We start from the raw sequence: 15,632 nt of genomic DNA on the forward strand, positions 1-15,632 counted from the left end.
GGCAGGGAACAACGACGTTCCGCAGCGCCAACGGGTTGTTCCCGATCGGCGCGCGGGACGTTTTTTTTTGCCAGGAGCCTCGTATGACGCCAGTGAAACCCCGCCTGCCCGCCGCCATGGGTCCGGATTCGACCACCGACGCCAGCCGCCGCAAGTGGCTGGCCGGCACCGCGCGCGCCGTGGCCGGCGCCGGCCTGCTGTCGCTGGTCGACCCGCTGGTGCGCGCCGGCGCCTGGGCCGCGGGCAGCGACGCCCCCGAAAAGACCGAGGTGAAGATCGGCTTCATTCCGCTGACCGACTGCGCCTCGGTGGTCATGGCCTCGGTGCTGGGCATCGACAAGAAGTACGGCGTCACCATCACGCCGTCCAAGGAAGCCTCCTGGGCCGCCGTGCGCGACAAGCTGCTCAACGGCGAGCTGGAGATGGCCCACGTGCTGTACGGCCTGATCTACGGCGTGCAGCTGGGCGTGGGCGGGCCGAAGAAGGACATGGCCGTGCTGATGAACCTGAACCAGAATGGCCAGGCCATCACCCTGTCGAACAAGCTGCTGCAGGCCGGCGCCCGCGATGGCGAATCGCTCGCCAAGGTGATGGCGTCAGAGAAGCGCGAATACACCTTCGCCCAGACCTTCCCGACCGGCACCCACGCCATGTGGCTGTACTACTGGCTGGCCGCCTACGGCATCGACCCGATGAAGGACGCCAAGGTCATCACCGTGCCGCCGCCGCAGATGGTGGCCAACATGCGCGTGGGCAACATGGACGGCTTCTGCGTGGGCGAACCGTGGGGCGCGCGCCATCCTCGACAAGATCGGCTTCACCTCGGTGACCACCCAGGCCATCTGGACCGACCATCCCGAAAAAGTGCTGGGCACCAGCGCCGATTTCGTGGCGCGCAATCCGAACACCGCGCGCGCCGTCACCGCCGCCATCCTGGAAGCGGGCAAATGGATCGACGCCTCGCCCGAGAACCGCCGCAAGACGGCCGAGACCATCGCCGCCAAGTCCTACGTCAACACCGACGCCAGCGGCATCGTCGACCGCATGCTGGGCCAGTACGACGATGGCCTGGGCAAGCGCTGGAGCGACGCGCACGCGATGCGTTTTTCGGGCGACGGCGCGGCCAACTTCCCGTACCTGAGCGACGGCATGTGGTTCCTCACCCAGCACAAGCGCTGGGGCCTGCTCAAGGAGCATCCCGACTATCTGGCCGTCGCGCGCCAGGTCAACCGCATCGACGTCTACAAGCAGGCCGCGCAGGCCGCCGGCATTGCCTTGCCCGCCGGCGAGATGCGCAGCTCCACCCTGATCGACGGCGTCGTTTGGGATGGCAGCAACCCGACGGCCTATGCCGACGGTTTCAAGGTCAAGGCTTGAGCGCCCCTTTGCACAGGAGAGAATCGCGATGTCTACCGTAACGAGTATGGAGCGGGCGGCGCCCGTGACCGCGCCCGCCGCCGCGCCGGCGCCGCGGGCGGCCCCCTGGGCCGACGCCTGGCGCGAGCGCCTGGAAGCGGCGCTGCGCGCGGTGGTCGGCCCGGTGGCCGGCTTCGCGTTGTTCGTGCTGGTCTGGCAGGTGGTGGCCATGCGCATCCCCGAGATTCCCACGCCGGGCGTGACCTGGCGCGCGGCGGTGGAACTGTTCTCGGACCCGTTCTACGACAACGGCCCCAACGACAAGGGCATCGGCTGGAACCTGCTGGCCTCGCTGCAGCGGGTCGGCATCGGCTTTGGCCTGGCGGCGCTGGTCGGCATTCCGGTGGGCTTCGCCATCGGCCGCTACGCGCCGGTGCGGGCGATGTTCTCGCCCATCGTCAGCCTGCTGCGGCCGGTGTCGCCGCTGGCCTGGCTGCCGCTCGGCCTGCTGCTGTTCAAGGCCGCCAATCCGGCCGCGATCTGGGCGATCTTCATCTGTTCGATCTGGCCCATGATCATCAACACGGCGGTCGGCGTGTCGCGCGTGCCGCAGGATTACCTGAACGTGGCGCGGGTGCTGAACCTGTCGGAATGGAAGGTCACCACCAAGGTGCTGCTGCCGGCCGTGCTGCCCTACATGCTGACCGGCGTGCGGTTGTCGATCGGCACCGCCTGGCTGGTGATCGTCGCGGCCGAGATGCTGACCGGCGGCACCGGCATCGGCTTCTGGCTGTGGGACGAGTGGAACAACCTCAAGGTCGAGCACATCGTCATCGCCATTTTCGTGATCGGCATCGTCGGGCTGATCCTGGAAACGCTGCTGGTCGCGCTGGCCCGCCGCTTCACCTACACCGAGGAGTAGCGCCATGAAGAAATTCGTACGCATCGAACGCGTGGGCCAGACCTTCGCCACCCGCAAGGGCGCCTTCGTGGCGCTGCGCGACATCGACCTGACGGTGGAGCAGGGCGAGTTCATCACCCTGATCGGCCATTCCGGTTGCGGCAAATCGACCCTGCTGAACCTGATCGCGGGCCTGACCCGCCCGACCAGCGGCGTACTGCTGTGCGCCGAGCGCGAAATCACCGGCCCCGGGCCGGACCGCGCGGTGGTGTTCCAGAACCATTCGCTGCTGCCCTGGCTGACCTGCTTCCAGAACGTGCACCTGGCGGTCGAGCGCGTCTTCGGCGCCACCGAGAAGCGCGCCCAGCTGGCCGAGCGCACCCGCGCCGCGCTCGACCTGGTGGGCCTGCTGCCGGCGCAGAACAAGCTGCCGCGCGAGATCTCCGGCGGCATGAAGCAGCGCGTCGGCATCGCCCGCGCGCTGGCGATCGAGCCGGGCGTGCTGTTGATGGACGAACCGTTCGGCGCGCTCGACGCGCTGACCCGCGCGCACCTGCAGGACGAGCTGCTCAAGATCGTCGCCAAGACCCGCACCACCACCATCATGGTCACGCACGACGTGGACGAGGCCGTGCTGCTGTCCGACCGCATCGTCATGCTGACCAACGGGCCGGCCGCGACCATCGGCGAGATCCTGCCGGTGCCGCTGGCGCGGCCGCGCGACCGGGTGCGGCTGGCCAACGATCCGGTCTACCTGTCGTGCCGCGCGGCGGTGGTGGATTTCCTGCACCGGCGCCACGGCAACCCCGAGCGGACCCCGGCGCCGGTGGCGTTGGCGGCGGTGCCCGATGCCGAGGACGAGCCGGTGGCGGCGGGTTCGCGCGCCGTGGCCTGACGCGCGGACCTGATGCCCATGGGCCGGCGCGGTCACGCGCCCGCCTTGCGCCTGACACGTTCCGTCATGCGTGCGTTTTGCCAACCGGTGTAGTATCAAGCCAGCCGTGCGCGCGCAGCGCCGGCGTGTCCTGGATTTCTGGAGTGGCTTGTGGCATTGCGAAAATTGGCATCCCTGGTTTTGGTGACCGGCGCGCTGGGCGCGGCCGGCGTGGCGCAGGCCGGTGTCTGCGATGCGAAGTTCATGCACGAGGGCGGCGCGGTGCAACTGACCGGTTCGGGCAACATCGCGCTGGGCGCCGACCTGGCCTTCACCGAGGTTACGAAAAGCAATGGCGACAACTGCCGCGCCCGCGTGCAGGGCGTGGCCCGCTTCAGCTACGCGGGCCTGCCGCCGGGCAAGTCCAAGCTCGACTACCTGATGACCGTCAAGGGCGGCCAGGCCACCTTCCTCAAGTACGCCAACGCCGGCGAGGCGCCGCAGCCGTCCGAGGGCCAGTTCGACCTGCGCATGCTGGGCCTGTTCGCCTACGACGGCAAGCTCAACCCCGGGCAGAAGCTGCCGGGCTCGTCGTTCCGCCTGAAGATCGGCAAGGAAGCGCCGGTCGGCGGCCAGCCCAGCACCACGGTGCGCATCGGCGAGAAGACCGTCGGCCGCGCCGCCAGCATCGGCACCGCGCTGGGCCAGCAGTCCTGCCATCCGGTCACGTACACGCGCAATTCCGATCCCACCATGGCCACCTTCCAGGGGCTGACCATTCCGATCCCCGGCATGAACACCACCGTCACCGACTGGTACTGCCCGGCGGTCAATCTGGTCATGAAGCAGGATATCGACCAGGGCGGCGTGAAATCCGCCGTTGAGATTACGCAAATCAAGTAGCACACGGTAGCAAGCCGGCCGGGCCCGTCGCGGGGCGGCTGGTATGATGGTTTCGTCATAGACACACACAGGAGCTCAAAACATGGCCACGAGAAAATCCGAAGACGTCGCAAAAGAAAAACTCATCGACAGTGTCAAGACCAGCCTGAACGACGCTGAAAGCCTGCTGCGCGAAGCCGCCAGCAGCACGGGCGACAAGGCCGCCGAATTGCGCGAACGCGCCATGACCTCGCTCAAGCGCACCCGCGAAGCCCTGTACGAAGCCCAGGACGCGGTGCTCGAACGCGGTCGCAAGGCGGCGCGCGCCACCGATGACTACGTGCACGACAATCCCTGGCAAGCCATCGGCATCGCAGGCGTGACCGGCCTGCTGCTCGGCTTGCTGATCAGCCGCCGCTGACAGGGCAGGACCTCCGGGCGGGCGGCGCCGGCGTTTCGCCGCGTCCCCCGCCCGGTGTCCTTTTTGCCATGGGTCTACGCAAATCTGTTTTTGGCGTGGCGTCCAGCCTGGTCGGGCTGGCGCGCACGCGCCTCGAACTGCTGGCGCTGGAAGCGGCGGGCGAGAAGGCGCGCCTGCTCAAACTGCTGGGCATGGCGTTCGCCGCCCTGCTGTTCCTGACGCTGGCGGTGCTGGTGTTCACCATCACGGTCGCGGTGGCGTTCTGGCCGACCGAAGACCGCTATCTGGCATTGGGCCTGCTGGCGGCCTTCTATCTGGTGGTCGGCGTGGCGCTGCTGCTGGTGGTGCGCCACGGCCTGGTCTACGGACCGGCGCCGTTCGCGGCCACGCTGGAAGAGCTCGGCCGCGATGCCGAATTGCTCGAACGCGTGCGCGACGCGCAGGACGATGACGACCGGGCGCGCCGGCGCGAGGAGGACTGAACCATGACGAAACGGTCTCCCGCCGTCGATCGCGCCGTGCGCATCGAACTGCTGCGCGCCCGCGCCGCGATCGAGCGCGAGTCGCTGGCGCAGGGCATCGTGTCGGCCGGGCGCAAGCTCGAGCCGGCCGCGTTGCTCAAGAGCTTCCTGCCGGGCCTGGCGTCCGGCGGCGCGTCGCGCTGGGCCATGCAGGCCATCGGCCTGGCGCGGCGCTATCCCCTTATCAGTTCGTCGCTGTCGGCGATGTTCATGCGGGGCGGCGGCAAGTCGAAACTGCTCAAGCTGGCCGGCGGCGCGCTGGTGGGCTGGCAGTTGTTCAAGCTGTGGCGCGATGCGCGCCAGGACGACGACGCGCGCTGACGCCATTGCGCCATCCGGCCGCGCCCACGACCCCGCCCGACCGGCGGGGTTTCTTTTTGCCGCGCCGCTTCTTTCCGTCCCTTAAATTTGAAATAAAATGCGTCCAATTCTCATATAGGTTTGGACATGTCTCGCACCCCCAGCATGCAGCCCCCCCTTCGTCCGTGGCCGCGGCCTTTCCGGCGGACGTCTGCCGCCGACGCGGCCGCCGCGCCGGGACTGGGCGGGCGTCTGGCGATCTGCCGGGATGTGCTGGACATCGTCTGGAAGCTGCTGCCGCTGTGGCTGGTGGTGCCGGGCCTGGGCATCTGGCTGTATCTGCGCGATGCGGGCTGGGAAAGCCTGTTCCTGGATGCGGTGGTGTCGTGGAGCGGACTGGGCGTGCTGCTGGCCGCCGGCGTGCTGGGCTGCCTGCTGCCCACGCTGTTCATCGTGTCGCCGGCGCTGATCTTCTTTGGCGGCCTGCGCGACACGCTGGCCGATCGCGCGGCGCGGGGCGCGCGTTTCTCCGCGACGGCCCGCCTGGCGGCGATGACGATGCTGGGTTGGCTGGCGGTGCTTGCCGGCGCGCGCGGCCGGATCGACGCGATCGAGCGCTGGATGCCGGGCGCCGGCATCGGGGGCTATCTGTTGGCGGGCGGCGTCCTGTGCCTGGGGGGCATGCTGCTGGCCGCGGTGCTTGCGCGCAAGCCTTTGCGGCGCGAGTGGGAGGCGCAAGCCGGCTTTGGCCGTTGGCTGGCCTGCGCCGCGGGGCTGGGAGCGGCGCTGATGCTGACCAGCCTGGCGCCGTTCCTGGTCCTCGTGGCGTTGCTGGAGCCGCTGGCCGACGCGCTTGGTTTTGTCTTCACCCTGGCGCTCGTGCTGGCCTTGACCTTCGCATTGAGCTTCCTGCCCGTGCTGGCGCTGTTGTCCACGCCGGCCCAGGCGAGCCGCCGTGGCAAGATGACCGTGTGGACCATCGTCGTGTTCGGCGTGGTGGTGTTGCTCGCCGGCCAGTACGGCAGCCTGGTGCAGTGGGTGCTCAAGCCGATGGGGGTGTACCAGACCGGGCCGATGATGTACCTGTTGGTCAAGCCCGAAGCGGCCGCGGCGGCCAGCGCCGCCGGCCTGCCGCCTGTGTCGGTCAAGGGCGCGCAGGCCGTGCGCGGCTACCAGCGGTTCGCGCTGGGCGGGGTGTTGCTGTTGTGCCAGCAGGCCCGCACACCGCCTGGCCAGGCGCGCGGCGCCGGCTGCGTGGCGCTGCGCCGCGACGATGCGATTCCGTATCTGCAGGCGCCCGCCGTTGCCACGCCGGGCATCGAGCGGCCCCGGGCGAAGCGGCCTCGGCGGATGGAGACCGGCGTGTCCGGTTGACAGGCGTGAGGGCAGCGCGCCGCGCGGTTGCCGGCGCGCCGCGGCCGGCGACCGGCCCCTGCGCCCTACAGCCCCAGCTGCCCCCAGATGTCGTCCACCCGCTTCTTGACGTCGGCGTCCATGGTGATGGGCGTGCCCCATTCGCGCTGGGTCTCGCCGGGCCATTTGTTGGTGGCGTCCAGGCCCATCTTGCCGCCCAGGCCGGACACCGGCGAGGCGAAGTCGAGGTAGTCGATGGGGGTGTTTTCGACCAGCAGCGTGTCGCGCACCGGATCCATGCGCGTGGTCATGGCCCACACCACTTCCTTCCAGTCGCGCGGATTGATGTCCTCGTCCACCACCACGATGAACTTGGTGTACATGAACTGGCGCAGGATGCTCCACAGCCCGAACATGACGCGCTTGGCGTGGCCGGCATACTGCTTGCGGATCGACACCACCGCCAGGCGGTAGCTGCAGCCCTCGGGCGGCAGGTAGAAGTCGACGATTTCCGGCAACTGGCGCCGCAGCAGCGGCACGAACACCTCATTGAGCGCCACGCCCAGCACGGCGGGCTCGTCGGGCGGCTTGCCGGTGTAGGTGGAGTGATAGATCGGATTGCGGCGCATGGTGATGCGCTCGACCGTGAACACCGGGAACCAGTCCTGCTCGTTGTAGTAGCCCGTGTGGTCGCCGTAGGGGCCTTCCAGCGCCATCTCGTAGTCGCTGTTGGGCGGCGGGTTGACGCCGTCCGGCACCACGGGGGCGATGGCGCGCGGATCCGACGACGGCAGCAGGTGGCCTTCCAGCACGATCTCGGCCCAGGCCGGCACCGACAGGTTGCTGCCCAGCGCCTGCGCCACCTCGGTGCGCGAGCCGCGCAGCAGGCCGGCGAACTGGTATTCGGACAGGCTGTCCGGCACCGGCGTGACCGCGCCCAGCGTGGTGGCCGGGTCGGCGCCCAGCGCCACGGCGATGGGGAAGGGCGTGCCCGGATGGGCCAGCGCGTGGTCGCGGAAATCGAGCGCGCCGCCGCGGTGCGACAGCCAGCGCATGATGAGCTTGTTCGGCCCCAGCAGCTGCTGGCGGTAGATGCCCAGGTTCTGGCGGCGGGCGTTGGGGCCGCGCGTGATCACCAGGCCCCAGGTCAAGAGCGGCGCCACGTCGCCGGGCCAGCAGGTCTGGATCGGCAGACGCGTCAGGTCCACGTCCTTGCCTTCCCAGACGATCTCCTGGCAGGCCGGACTCTTGACGTTCTTGGGGCTCATGTCCCACAGGGCCGACTTCAGCATCGACACCTTGGCCAGCGCGTCGCGAAAGCCCTTGGGCGCTTCGGGTTCGCGCAGCGAGGCCAGCAGCTCGCCGATGTCGCGCAGCGCGCTGACGTCGTCGGCGCCCATGCCGCGGGCCACCCGCGAGGGCGTGCCGAACAGGTTGGCCAGCACCGGCATCTCGGCCGGCTTGCCGTCGTGCCGGGCTTTTTCGAACAGCAGGGCGGGGCCCTCGGCGCGCAGCACGCGGTCGGAAATCTCGGTCATTTCCAGGCGCGTCGAGACCGGCGCGGCGATGCGTTTGAGCTCGCCCATGCGTTCGAGTTGAGCGAGGAAGTCTCTAAGGTCGCGGTATTTCACTACAGATCCCGGCTATTTGGTTACATCTTGGGGAGAAAGAGAGGTTAACATTGACTCCCTCTTTTTCCACGCAGGAGGTTTTATGCCCGATGCGTCAGTGGCCAGCCTGTTCAGGAACATGGCCCAAGGAGTGCACCAATATCTTGCCGAATCGCTGCGCATCTGCTCCGTCTACCTGGGCATCGCGGTGATCGTGACGGTAAGCATGGGATTCGCCCTGCCTGGTTTGCGCGACCAGGCATTGCAAGTGCACAAAGCCTTGTTGACCGCCCTCGCGCCTTCATCCATGCAGACCGGCGTCGAATCCGAAGCCGGGTCCGAATTCGGCGTCGATACTTCGTCGGCGATCGCCATGGCCGTGCCCACCGCGCCGTCCAGCAATGCGACCGGCATGCTGGGGCCTGCCCGCGCCGCGCCCGCGACGCCCAAGAAGCCTGCCATGGTCGCCACCGGCCCGCAGGCCGAAGCCTTGCGCAACTACATTTCGCGCAAGTACAAGGTCGCCTATGACGCGACCGGCCCGCTCCTGAACACCGTGTACAAGGTGGGCCGCGAGAAGCAGCTGGATCCGCTCCTGCTGCTGGCCGTGATCGCCATCGAGTCGCGCTACAACCCGCTGGCCGAGAGCCACGTCGGCGCGCAGGGCCTGATGCAGGTGATGACCAGCGTGCACCAGGACAAGTTCGATGCCGTGGGCAAGAACCCGCTGGACCCCGGCGCCAACATCGCCGTCGGGGCGACGATCCTGAGGGACTGCATCAACCGGCGCGGCTCGGTCGATGGCGGCCTGGCCTGCTACGTCGGCTCGACCGGGCCGGACGACAACGGCTACGGCGCCAAGGTGCAGGCCGAGCGCCGCCGCCTGGCGTTGGCCTCGGGCATCGCGCTGGCCCGGGATTGACCCTGGCCCGTGGCCTGAGGTGGCGGCCGCTGGCCGCTCGGCGCGCCGGCTAGTGCCGGCGCCGCCCTCATTGGAATGTCACCAGGATGGTGACCTGCTGGCTGAATTTCCCCGGCACCAGCGTCGTTCCCGTCTTCTCCAGTTCCGCCGAGTAAGCCAGGAACCGCGGGTGCATCGACGTCGTCAGGGTCTCGGAATCATGCCATTGGTTGAAGGTGATCGGCTTGGCGCCGTTTTGCTTTATCCGCAGGGACAGTCCATTGGGCATGCCGTCGTCGTCTTGCAGCGCAATACCTTGGTTGGTTGACGTCAGGGCGGAGTTGCCTTCAGGTTGGAACATGATCCTCAGGGGAACCGTGATGTTCCCCAGGTCCACGATACGGAAGCCGCCATCGCAAGTCTCGTCGAAGTCCGCGACGATGGTGAACGGTACCGGCGGCGGCAGCGGAAGATTGCCCGCGCTGTAGGCCTTGCCCAGATAAACCGTCCCCGGCGTCGAGACCTTTGCGATGCAGGTCGGGATGAGACTCACCGCGGTGCTGTTGCTGGACCCGATGGAGATGTAACTCGTATTGTTGAGGCGCCCGTAATGCATCGAGACCAGATTCTGGTACGCCGAAAAGAACGCCCTGACAGGCTGGGTGGGAGGCGTGACGGTGACGAGCTTCATCCGGCCGTTCAATATGCCGTGTGCGGTCAGGGTCGGGTCGGAAGGGGAGGTGGGCGCATAGCTCACGTCGGTCAAAAAAAATCGGTCATCAGTGGTGTTGGCGGTCGGTTCCCAGGTGCCCAGATCGTCGAATTCCAGGACGAGCTTCAACCCGACCTTCTTCAGTTCGCTCAGCACGGTAACCAGATTGACTCCCGGAACCAGGAAGGGCTTCAGGGTTGCGCTGGTGGAAACGCACACCCAGGGCACCGGCGGAAGGGGGGCGTTGTAGACGACCGTATCGGTCGGATTGGATTTATCCAGTGAGAGGATCGCCGGTGCAAATTGTCCAGGCGCGTAGCTTGCCCCCGGCATCGCGCTGTTGTCGAATTTGCCCATTCTTGTCGGATCGACCTGGCATCCCTCGCCCAGCGCGGGCGCCGACAGGGGCAGCAGGCACACGATGGCCCATTTTGCCGCCAGTGCGCCGCGCCGCCCGGGGCGGGCCTGGATGGTCTTGCGCTTGATCATGCCATTTATCCTGCGATGGGCGCGCGCCGGCCGGGCGCGGCGCGCGCCGAATTTCTGAAAAGGGACCCCGGAAATATAGGTGGCCGAGCCCGGAAAATGCCGCGCCGCCATAGGCTTGGATATTGTGTCCGGGCGCTCTCGGCGGGGGGAAGCCCCGGCCATGGCTGTCTGGCTCCACGGGGCGCGCGACGGAAGGCATCCGCTTCACCCGCCAAGTTTGCATGGCAAGGATTATCTGAACGTTAGCTTTTCGTCAGATGCGGAAAAAGGGGGCGGCGGCAGGCGCAGGCGCCTGCGAGTGGTGCGTGTGTCGGCTATCCGGCAATCTTCATTGAAACGTCACCAGGATGGTGACCTGCTGGCTGAATGCCCCCGGCACCAGCGTTGTTCCCGTCTTCTCCAGTTCCGCCGAGTAATACAGATTCCTGGGGCGCAGGCTGGTGGTCAACGATTCGCTGTCATGCCAGGCGTTGAAGGTGATCGGCGTGACGCCGTTTTGCTTGATCTTCAGCGCGAGGCCATTTGGCGCCCCATCGGTGTTTTTCAGTTCTATGCCGTGGCCCAGGGACGTCAGCGCGGTGTTGCCCTCGGGTTCGAATTTGATCCGCAGGGGAACCACCATGCTGCCCAGGTCGATGACGTTGAAACCGCCATCGCAGGCCGTGTCGAAATCCGCGACGATGGTGAACTGCTGCGGCTTGGGCAGGGGAAGATTGCCCGCGCTGTACGCCCGGCCCAGGTAGACCGAACCCGGCGTCGAGATCTTCGCGATGCAGGTCGGGATGAGGCTGATGGCCGTGGCGTTGTTCGAACCGATTTCGATGTGATTGGTGTGGATGAATCCGTAGTGCATCCTGACGAGGTCGGTGTACACGGGGAAGTAGGCCCTGACGGGTCTGGTCGGAGGCGTGACGGTGACCAGCCGCAGCCTGCCGAGCAGCAACCCGTTTGCCGTCAACGTACTGTCCGTGGCGGACTTGGGGGCGTAGCTCTCGTTGCTCAAGGGGAATCTGTCGTCCGTCGTGTTGCCCGTCGGTACCCAGTCCGGATAGCCATTGATCTGAATGACGAGTTTCAGCCCGGCCTTGCGCAACTCGTTTATGACCGGCGTCAAGTTTGCGCCCGACACCAGGAACGGCTTCCTGGTTGCTGCTGTGTCGCTGACGCACACCCACGGCACGGGCGGCAGAGGGGCGTCATAGACGACCGTGCCTGGCGGATTGGACTTGTCCAGCGACAGTAGCGCTGGCGCGAATTGTCCGGGCGCGGCCTGTATCCCTTGGTCTTCGATGTAGTTGCCGGCCCGCGTCGGATCGAGCTGGCACCCCGGCCCGGCCGCATGGGCCGGCAGCGGCAGCAGGCAGGCGATGAGCCATCCCGCCGCCGCCAGCGCGCCACGCCGCGGGCGGCGGATCCTTGTCGTGTTCCGCTTGAACATGTATTGACTCTTGAAAAAGGGAAAGGCGGCCCGGCGCCGGTTGCCGCCCCGGAAAATATAGGTGGCCCGGGCCGGCAATGGCCGCGCCGCCATAGGCTTGGCTATTGCGTCCGGACGGCGCTGGCGGGAGGGCGAGGCGGGGCCATGGCCAGGCGGCGCGCCTGGGCGCGAGGAACGGGAAGGACCCGTTCCGCCCGGCGATTTTGCATGGCAAGGATTATCTGAACGTTAAGGTTTCGTCAGACGGAAAGGCGGGCCGGCGCGCGGCCGCCCGACCAGTGTATCGGCGCGTCCCGCCCGTGGCAGGCGCCCGCGCCGATATGGCGGCCCGGTCCGAGGCGGCCGGGCCGACGGGCGCGCCTCAGCGGCCCAGCAGCCTGCCCAGGCGGGCCACGGCTTCTTCCAGCCGGTCCAGGCCGGTGGCGTAGGAAAAGCGCATGGTGTGGTGGCCATGGGCGGGGCCGAAGTCCAGGCCGGGCACGGCGGCGATGCCGGCTTCCAGCAGCAGGCGTTGCGAGAAGCTGGCGCTGTCTGTGCCGAAGTCGCTGATGTCGGCGTAGATGTAGAAAGCGCCGTCCGGCTTGACCGGCACCTTCAGGCCCAGGCGTTCGAACTCGGGCAGCAGGTAGTCGCGGCGCTGCTTGAAGGCTTCGCGGCGGTGTTCGAAGGTGCGCAGGGCGTCGGGCGTGAAGCAGGCCAGGGCGGCATGCTGCGCCAGCGTGGGGGCGCAGATGGCCAGGCTGCCGGCGATCTTCTCGACCGGGGCGGCCATGTCCTCGGGCACGATCATCCAGCCCAGGCGCCAGCCGGTCATGTGGAAATACTTCGAGAAGCTGTTGATGACGATGATGTCGTCGTCCAGCGTCAGCGCCGAGCGCGGCTGGCCTTCATAGGACAGGCCCAGGTAGATCTCGTCGACGATGGCGAAGCCGTGGCGGGCGCGCACCTCGGCCAGCAGCCTGGACAGTTCGCCGTGGTCGATGGAGGTGCCGGTGGGGTTGCTGGGCGAGGCCACCAGCACGCCCTGGGTGGCGTCGGTCCACTGCTGCGCCACGTCCTCGGCCGACAGCTGGAAACGCTTGGCGGCGGAGCTGGGGATCAGGCGCGGCCGGCCGCCGGCGGCCAGCACGAAGTTGCTGTTGGCGGGGTAGGACGGGTCCGGCATCAGGACTTCGCCGCCGGGGTTGACCAGGGCGGCGCAGGCCAGGGTCAGGGCGCCCGAGGCGCCGGCCGTGACGATGACGCGCCGCGGGTTGATCGTGGCGCCGAACTGGTCGTGGTAGAACTGGGCGATCGCCTCGCGCAGCGGCATCAGGCCGGCGGGGGCGCTGTAGCCGCTCTGGCCGGCCTGGGCCGCGCGCTGCAGCGCTTCCACGACCTGGGGCGGCGCGGTAAAGTCCGGTTCGCCGATGCCCAGGCTGATGATGTCCTTGCCCGCCGCCTGCAGCGCCTGCGCCTGCTTGAACAGCTCGACGACCTGGAAGGTCAGGAATTCGTTGGTACGGGCGGCAAGGCGGGGCATCGGACTCTCGAAGGCTACTTGAAGCGGAATAAAGGGAATTGTAGTCATGCAGCCATCACGGCGCGCTTTCCTCCTGGGCCGGCGGCCCGCCCAGACGCCCTGGGCCACCTTCCTGCAACGGCTGGGGCTGTTGTGCCAGGGGACGCTGCGCGACCTGGGCGCGACGGCGGGCGAGGGGCCGCGCGCGGTGTTGACGCCGGCGCGCGAGGGCGATGTGACGCATGCGCGCGCGCTGTGCGCCGAATACGGCGTGACACTGGCGCTGGCCGATGCCGATGGGCCGTTCACGCCGGTCGACGGCCCGCTGCTGCGGGTCGATCCCGGTCGCCTGGCGGGCCTGGCGCGGCTGGCCGGGGCGACGCCGCGCTGGCGCGCCCAGCCCGGCGTGCCGCTGGCGGCGCTGGCGCAGGCGGGGCTGCGGCAATTCGACGGGCTGCCCGGCGCCATGACCCTGGCCCAATGGCTGGCCGCGCCGGCAGCCTGGCCGGCGGGGGACTGCGCGGCGTCGGGCGTGCTGGCCGTGGATCTGCTGCTGGCGGACGGCGTCGAGGAAACCCTGGGACCGTTCGGCGCCGATGACCTGCAGCCGTTGCGGTCGGCGACAGTGCAGCGGCTGGTGCCGGCGCTGTTCCAGCTGGTGAACGGGGATCTGGCCGCCGCCTGCCGCGCCGGGGAGTCCTGGCTGGCGCGCTATCGGCTCGACGCCCTGGCGCCACGGGCGCCGGCGACGGTCAACCTGGCGCATCTGATGCTGGGGCAGGGCGGCACGCTGGCCTGGGTGCAGGGGGTGACGCTGGCGGACAGTCCGCCCGTCGCCGATGCCGGGGCCGCCCCCGCGCCGCAGGCCGGCGCCCTGGCGCCGCGCGATGCCGGAGCGGCCGCTGCGGCGCCGCGGCAGGCCGCCGCGCTGCAGGCGTGCATCAAGGCGCTGTTCGACCCGTATGGGCGTTTTCCCGAACTCACGCCGCCGCCGAATAGCGACAGTTTGTAAGCCGGGGGTAAGATGGGCGGCGCCCGCGGCCCGGCCGGGGCGGCGCGTCCCGGGGGCCGCGCAGGGAACGTTTCGCGCGGTTCGCCATCGGAATAGAATTGCCCCCTTTCGTGTTCCTCACTCTAGCCAGTAGCCGCCCCTATGGATGCCAACCTCCGCAAAGCCGCCCTTGAATATCACGAGCACGGCCGCCCCGGCAAGATCTCGGTCACGCCGACCAAGCAGCTCACCAACCAACGCGACCTGGCCCTGGCGTACTCGCCCGGCGTGGCGGCGGCCTGTGAGGAAATCGTGGCGGACCCGGCCAATGTGTTCCGCTACACCGCGCGCGGCAACCTGGTCGGCGTGATCACCAACGGCACCGCGGTGCTGGGCCTGGGCAATATCGGCGCGCTGGCCTCCAAGCCGGTGATGGAAGGCAAGGCGGTGCTGTTCAAGAAGTTCGCCGGCCTGGACGTGTTCGACATCGAGATCAACGAAACCGATCCGGACAAGCTGGTCGAGATCATCGCCGGCCTGGAAGCCACCTTCGGCGGCATCAACCTCGAAGACATCAAGGCGCCGGAATGCTTCACCGTCGAGCGCAAGCTGCGCGAGCGCATGAAGATCCCCGTCTTCCACGATGACCAGCACGGCACCGCGATCTGTGTGTCGGCGGCCTTCATCAATGGCCTGAAGGTGGTGGGCAAGGACATCGACAAGGTCAAGGTCGTGACGTCCGGCGCCGGCGCGGCCGCGCTGGCCTGCCTGGATCTGATGGTGGACCTGGGCCTGCCGCTGGAAAACATCTGGGTCACCGACATCGAGGGCGTGGTCTACGAAGGCCGCACCGTGCTGATGGACCCGGACAAGGCGCGCTTCATGCAGAAGACCGACGCCCGCAAGCTGGCCGAGGTGATCGAGGGCGCGGATGTGTTCCTGGGCCTGTCGGCCGGCGGCGTGCTCAAGCCCGAGATGGTCGCCAAGATGGGCCCGCGCCCGCTGATCCTGGCGCTGGCCAACCCGACGCCGGAGATCCTGCCCGAGCTGGCCCATTCGGTGCGCGACGACGTGGTGATGGCGACCGGCCGTTCGGACTACCCGAACCAGGTCAACAACGTGTTGTGCTTCCCGTACATCTTCCGCGGCGCGCTGGACGTGGGCGCGACGACCATCACGCGCGAGATGGAAAAGGCCGCGGTGTATGCCATCGCCGCGCTGGCCGAGGAAGAACAGAACGAAGTGGTGGCGGCGGCCTATGGCACGTTCGACATCTCGTTCGGCCCCGAGTACCTGATTCCCAAGCCCTTCGATCCGCGCCTGATCGTGCGCATCGCGCCGGCGGTGGCCAAGGCCGCCATGGAAGGCGGCGTGGCCACGCG

At 68.2% G+C, this 15,632-nt stretch carries 14 protein-coding genes and 1 pseudogene; 11 read left to right on the forward strand and 4 right to left on the reverse strand.

All coding sequences use genetic code 11. The annotated features are described in order from the left end of the window. Positions 1-104: 104 nt before the first annotated feature. The 8 genes and pseudogenes from AOZ53_RS28485 to AOZ53_RS28520 all read left to right on the forward strand — a co-directional run bounded on the left by AOZ53_RS28485 (position 105) and on the right by AOZ53_RS28520 (position 6,629). A pseudogene (locus AOZ53_RS28485) lies at positions 105-1,377 on the forward strand (CmpA/NrtA family ABC transporter substrate-binding protein). Positions 1,378-1,405: 28 nt separating this feature from the next. After that, positions 1,406-2,278: a nitrate ABC transporter permease gene (gene ntrB, locus AOZ53_RS28490; protein ID WP_082385800.1), complete on the forward strand. Its 873-nt coding sequence runs from the start codon at positions 1,406-1,408 to the stop codon at positions 2,276-2,278. A gap of 4 nt (positions 2,279-2,282) precedes the next feature. Next, a complete protein-coding gene (locus AOZ53_RS28495) occupies positions 2,283-3,152 on the forward strand; it encodes an ABC transporter ATP-binding protein (RefSeq protein WP_054428550.1) in 870 nt (289 codons plus the stop codon). 156 nt (positions 3,153-3,308) lie between these two features. After that, a complete protein-coding gene (locus AOZ53_RS28500; protein ID WP_054428549.1) occupies positions 3,309-4,034 on the forward strand; it encodes a hypothetical protein in 726 nt (241 codons plus the stop codon). An 82-nt stretch (positions 4,035-4,116) separates the two neighbouring features. Continuing rightward, positions 4,117-4,434: an ElaB/YgaM/YqjD family protein gene (locus AOZ53_RS28505; RefSeq protein ID WP_054428548.1), complete on the forward strand. Its 318-nt coding sequence runs from the start codon at positions 4,117-4,119 to the stop codon at positions 4,432-4,434. Positions 4,435-4,502: 68 nt separating this feature from the next. Beyond that, positions 4,503-4,916, forward strand: a complete 414-nt coding sequence (locus tag AOZ53_RS28510) for a phage holin family protein (RefSeq protein ID WP_054428547.1) — start codon at positions 4,503-4,505, stop codon at positions 4,914-4,916. Positions 4,917-4,919: 3 nt separating this feature from the next. Beyond that, the gene (locus AOZ53_RS28515) at positions 4,920-5,276 is read left to right on the forward strand and encodes a hypothetical protein (RefSeq protein WP_054428546.1); all 357 of its coding nucleotides are present in this window, start codon (positions 4,920-4,922) and stop codon (positions 5,274-5,276) included. 126 nt (positions 5,277-5,402) lie between these two features. Beyond that, positions 5,403-6,629, forward strand: coding sequence for a hypothetical protein (locus AOZ53_RS28520; RefSeq protein ID WP_156333560.1), 1,227 nt, complete (start codon positions 5,403-5,405; stop codon positions 6,627-6,629). A gap of 65 nt (positions 6,630-6,694) precedes the next feature. Here the strand turns inward: AOZ53_RS28520 and ubiD are convergent, their stop codons facing one another. After that, positions 6,695-8,239 (reverse strand): 4-hydroxy-3-polyprenylbenzoate decarboxylase, encoded by a 1,545-nt coding sequence (gene ubiD, locus AOZ53_RS28525; protein ID WP_054428544.1) that lies wholly within the window; start codon positions 8,237-8,239, stop codon positions 6,695-6,697. Positions 8,240-8,321: 82 nt separating this feature from the next. Here ubiD and AOZ53_RS28530 point away from each other — a divergent pair, with 82 nt between their 5' ends. Next, positions 8,322-9,140: a lytic transglycosylase domain-containing protein gene (locus AOZ53_RS28530; RefSeq protein WP_006390870.1), complete on the forward strand. Its 819-nt coding sequence runs from the start codon at positions 8,322-8,324 to the stop codon at positions 9,138-9,140. Positions 9,141-9,207: 67 nt separating this feature from the next. Here AOZ53_RS28530 and AOZ53_RS28535 read toward each other — a convergent pair whose 3' ends face one another. The 3 genes from AOZ53_RS28535 to AOZ53_RS28545 form a co-directional block, all read right to left on the reverse strand. Then, the gene (locus tag AOZ53_RS28535) at positions 9,208-10,320 is read right to left on the reverse strand and encodes a fimbrial protein (RefSeq protein ID WP_054490341.1); all 1,113 of its coding nucleotides are present in this window, start codon (positions 10,318-10,320) and stop codon (positions 9,208-9,210) included. 328 nt (positions 10,321-10,648) lie between these two features. Beyond that, positions 10,649-11,758, reverse strand: a complete 1,110-nt coding sequence (locus tag AOZ53_RS28540; RefSeq protein WP_082385802.1) for a fimbrial protein — start codon at positions 11,756-11,758, stop codon at positions 10,649-10,651. Positions 11,759-12,119: 361 nt separating this feature from the next. Further along, entirely contained in the window at positions 12,120-13,280 is a 1,161-nt protein-coding gene (locus AOZ53_RS28545) for a pyridoxal phosphate-dependent aminotransferase (protein ID WP_054476031.1), read from the reverse strand. Positions 13,281-13,326: 46 nt separating this feature from the next. Between AOZ53_RS28545 and AOZ53_RS28550 the strand changes: the two genes are divergently transcribed. Beyond that, entirely contained in the window at positions 13,327-14,271 is a 945-nt protein-coding gene (locus AOZ53_RS28550; protein WP_054490345.1) for a hypothetical protein, read from the forward strand. 141 nt (positions 14,272-14,412) lie between these two features. Next, positions 14,413-15,632: malic enzyme-like NAD(P)-binding protein (locus AOZ53_RS28555; RefSeq protein ID WP_304439186.1), on the forward strand; the 1,220-nt coding region annotated here is incomplete at its 3' end.

Source organism: Achromobacter sp. 2789STDY5608621 (genome assembly GCF_001299375.1).
In the GTDB taxonomy this organism is placed as follows: Bacteria; Pseudomonadota; Gammaproteobacteria; order Burkholderiales; family Burkholderiaceae_B; genus Achromobacter; species Achromobacter insuavis.

Coding starts and splice junctions, on each gene's coding strand:
- ntrB (WP_082385800.1), top strand. CDS start 1,406: ATGTCTACCGTAACGAGTATGGAGCGGGCGGCGCCCGTGACCGCGCCC.
- AOZ53_RS28495 (WP_054428550.1), top strand. CDS start 2,283: ATGAAGAAATTCGTACGCATCGAACGCGTGGGCCAGACCTTCGCCACC.
- AOZ53_RS28540 (WP_082385802.1), bottom strand. CDS start 11,758: ATGTTCAAGCGGAACACGACAAGGATCCGCCGCCCGCGGCGTGGCGCG.
- AOZ53_RS28530 (WP_006390870.1), top strand. CDS start 8,322: ATGCCCGATGCGTCAGTGGCCAGCCTGTTCAGGAACATGGCCCAAGGA.
- AOZ53_RS28515 (WP_054428546.1), top strand. CDS start 4,920: ATGACGAAACGGTCTCCCGCCGTCGATCGCGCCGTGCGCATCGAACTG.
- AOZ53_RS28545 (WP_054476031.1), bottom strand. CDS start 13,280: ATGCCCCGCCTTGCCGCCCGTACCAACGAATTCCTGACCTTCCAGGTC.
- AOZ53_RS28550 (WP_054490345.1), top strand. CDS start 13,327: ATGCAGCCATCACGGCGCGCTTTCCTCCTGGGCCGGCGGCCCGCCCAG.
- AOZ53_RS28505 (WP_054428548.1), top strand. CDS start 4,117: ATGGCCACGAGAAAATCCGAAGACGTCGCAAAAGAAAAACTCATCGAC.
- AOZ53_RS28510 (WP_054428547.1), top strand. CDS start 4,503: ATGGGTCTACGCAAATCTGTTTTTGGCGTGGCGTCCAGCCTGGTCGGG.
- AOZ53_RS28535 (WP_054490341.1), bottom strand. CDS start 10,320: ATGATCAAGCGCAAGACCATCCAGGCCCGCCCCGGGCGGCGCGGCGCA.
- AOZ53_RS28520 (WP_156333560.1), top strand. CDS start 5,403: ATGTCTCGCACCCCCAGCATGCAGCCCCCCCTTCGTCCGTGGCCGCGG.